A 3148-nucleotide genomic window follows, 5' to 3' on the forward strand; every position below is an offset into this window, starting at 1 on the left:
TCTGGAGCCGAGTCGATCTTGTCGAACTCAACGACTGCCGAACCGAAAACTTCGGAGCAGAAGCGAGTCAGAGCTGCGGTCAGAGTGGTTTTACCGTGGTCAACGTGGCCGATGGTGCCAACGTTAACGTGCGGGAGGGAACGATCAAATTTTTCTTTAGCCACGACAGTGAACTCCTAGCCTAAAGGGGCTGAATCAGCCTTGTTTTTTAACGAGAGCTTCGACGATGTTCGACGGAGCTTCGGAGTATTTGGAGAATTCCATGGAGTAGCTCGCGCGACCCTGAGACATGGAACGAACGTCGGTCGCGTAACCGAACATTTCCCCGAGCGGAACTTCAGCACGGACAACTTTGCCGGAGACCGAATCTTCCATACCCTGGATCAGACCACGACGACGGTTCAGGTCACCCATCACGTCACCCATGTAGTCTTCTGGGGTTACAACTTCAACCTTCATGATCGGCTCAAGCACAACACCGCCACCCTTCTGGGCCAGCTGCTTGGTCGCCATGGAAGCTGCGATCTTGAACGCCATCTCGTTGGAGTCGACGTCGTGGTACGAACCGTCGAATACCGATGCCTTCAGGCCGATCAGCGGATAGCCGGCAACGACGCCGTTCTTCATCTGCTCTTCGATACCCTTCTGGATCGCCGGGATGTACTCCTTAGGAATCACACCGCCAACAACTTCGTTGGTGAACACCAGACCTTCGGTGATGTTGCCTTTGTCGTCCACGTCCGGCTCCGAGAAACGGATCCAGCAGTGACCGAACTGACCACGACCGCCCGACTGACGAACGAACTTGCCTTCGATCTCGACGTTGGACTTGGTGATCTTCTCGCGGTACGAAACCTGCGGCTTGCCGATGTTGGCTTCGACGTTGAACTCGCGCTTCATGCGGTCAACGAGGATGTCCAGGTGCAGCTCACCCATACCAGAGATGATGGTCTGGCCGGTTTCTTCGTCGGTCTTGACGCGGAACGACGGGTCTTCCTGAGCGAGCTTGCCCAGTGCGATGCCCATCTTTTCCTGGTCTTGCTTGGTCTTCGGCTCAACAGCTACCGAGATCACAGGCTCCGGGAAGTCCATACGCTCGAGGATGATCGGCTTGTCGGCGTTGCACAGGGTGTCACCGGTGGTGACGTCCTTCATGCCGATCAGAGCAGCGATGTCGCCTGCCAGTACTTCTTTGATCTCTTCACGCTGGTTGGCGTGCATTTGCACCATACGACCAACGCGCTCTTTCTTGCCCTTGACCGAGTTGATCACGGAGTCGCCGGACTGCAGCATACCCGAGTAAACGCGAACGAAGGTCAGAGTACCAACGAACGGGTCGGTGGCAATCTTGAACGCCAGAGCCGAGAACGGCTCGTTGTCGTCGGCATGACGCTCGTCGTACTGTTCTGGCTTGACTTCGTCCTTCGGCACATCGATCAGGTCAGGGTGGATACCCTTGATCGCCGGGATCTCGGTCGGAGCAGGCAGGAAGTCGATGACGGCGTCGAGAACCAGGGGAACGCCCTTGTTCTTGAACGACGAACCGCAGACGGCCGGAACGATCTCGCTAGCCAGGGTGCGCGCACGCAGACCGGCTTTGATCTCTTCGACGGTCAGCTCTTCGCCTTCCAGGTACTTGTTCATCAGCTCTTCGCTGGATTCGGCAGCGGCTTCAACCATGTTGGAGCGCCACTCTTCAGCCAGCTCCAGCATATCGGCAGGAATTTCTTCCTCGCGATAGGTGGTGCCTTTGTCGTCTTCGTTCCAGTAGATAGCCTTCATCTTGATCAGGTCGACCTGACCCTGGAAGTTATCTTCCGAACCGATGGCCAGCTGAACCGGGACCGGGGTGTGACCCAGACGGTTCTTGATCTGACCGATAACGCGCAGGAAGTTGGCACCGGCACGGTCCATCTTGTTCACGTAGACAACACGTGGAACACCGTACTTGTTGGCCTGACGCCATACGGTTTCGGACTGTGGCTCAACACCGGAAGTACCGCAGAACACAACGACCGCGCCGTCGAGTACACGCAGCGAACGCTCTACTTCAATGGTGAAGTCAACGTGGCCGGGAGTATCGATGACGTTTACGCGGTAGTTGTCATACTGACCTTTGGAGCCTTTCCAGAAGGTAGTAACGGCAGCGGAGGTAATGGTGATACCCCGCTCCTGCTCCTGCACCATCCAGTCGGTGGTCGCGGCGCCGTCATGCACCTCGCCCATTTTGTGGCTCAGACCTGTGTAGAACAGGATCCGCTCGGTAGTGGTAGTTTTGCCCGCGTCAACGTGCGCGCAAATACCAATGTTACGGTAGCGGTTGATTGCTGTAGTACGAGCCATAAAGCCCTCGCAAATAGATTGATGCTTGAATTAGAAGCGGTAGTGCGAGAATGCCTTGTTGGCTTCAGCCATACGGTGCACGTCTTCACGCTTCTTGACTGCAGCACCTTTGCCTTCAGCAGCATCCAGCAGCTCACCAGCCAAACGCAGGGCCATGGACTTCTCGCCGCGCTTGCGGGCGTAGTCTACAAGCCAGCGCATTGCCAGCGCGTTACGACGGGATGGGCGAACTTCGACCGGGACCTGGTAAGTGGCACCGCCAACACGGCGGGACTTTACTTCGACCAGCGGAGCGATGGCGTCGAGAGCTTTCTCGAAGATTTCCAGGGGATCGCTGTTCTTGCGTTCTTTGACCTTGTCCAGCGCACCGTAAACGATACGCTCGGCAACGGCCTTCTTGCCGCTTTCCATCACGTGGTTCATGAACTTGGCGAGGATCTGGGATCCGTATTTTGGATCGTCCAGGATCTCACGTTTTGCTGCTACACGACGTCTTGGCATGATAAGCCCTCAAACGGTCTTCAGGTTAGCCCGGGACGTGGGTCTTCGACCCCTGCCCGACCTTACTCTTATCGACTGAAAAAATTGAATGTCTGCAAACGGCCGATTACTTCGGACGCTTGGTACCGTACTTCGAACGACCCTGGTTACGGCCTTTAACGCCGGAAGTATCCAGAGAGCCGCGAACGGTGTGGTAACGAACACCTGGCAAGTCTTTTACACGGCCGCCACGGATCAGGACGACGCTGTGCTCTTGCAGGTTGTGGCCTTCACCGCCGATGTACGAGGAAACCTCGAAACCGTT

4 protein-coding genes are annotated in these 3148 nt (G+C 56.3%); all 4 read right to left on the minus strand.

Annotation, left to right across the window (positions count from 1 at the left end):
• On the minus strand, positions 1 to 164 hold a 164-nt coding region (locus ACI2JX_RS24775), incomplete at its 3' end, for a GTP-binding protein (RefSeq protein WP_404691201.1).
• A 31-nt stretch (positions 165 to 195) separates the two neighbouring features.
• On the minus strand, positions 196 to 2343 hold the full coding sequence (fusA, locus tag ACI2JX_RS24780; RefSeq protein ID WP_404691198.1) for an elongation factor G: 2148 nt from the start codon (positions 2341 to 2343) through the stop codon (positions 196 to 198).
• A 30-nt stretch (positions 2344 to 2373) separates the two neighbouring features.
• The gene (gene rpsG / locus ACI2JX_RS24785) at positions 2374 to 2844 is read right to left on the minus strand and encodes a 30S ribosomal protein S7 (protein ID WP_008089143.1); all 471 of its coding nucleotides are present in this window, start codon (positions 2842 to 2844) and stop codon (positions 2374 to 2376) included.
• A 106-nt stretch (positions 2845 to 2950) separates the two neighbouring features.
• On the minus strand, positions 2951 to 3148 hold a 198-nt coding region (rpsL, locus tag ACI2JX_RS24790; protein ID WP_404691199.1), incomplete at its 5' end, for a 30S ribosomal protein S12.

This window comes from Pseudomonas sp. NPDC088890, from assembly GCF_044900155.1.
Lineage (GTDB): Bacteria > Pseudomonadota > Gammaproteobacteria > Pseudomonadales > Pseudomonadaceae > Aquipseudomonas > Aquipseudomonas urmiensis.

Excerpts from the sequence above, each read along its gene's own strand:
- rpsG (WP_008089143.1), bottom strand. The coding sequence starts at position 2,844 with ATGCCAAGACGTCGTGTAGCAGCAAAACGTGAGATCCTGGACGATCCA.
- fusA (WP_404691198.1), bottom strand. The coding sequence starts at position 2,343 with ATGGCTCGTACTACAGCAATCAACCGCTACCGTAACATTGGTATTTGC.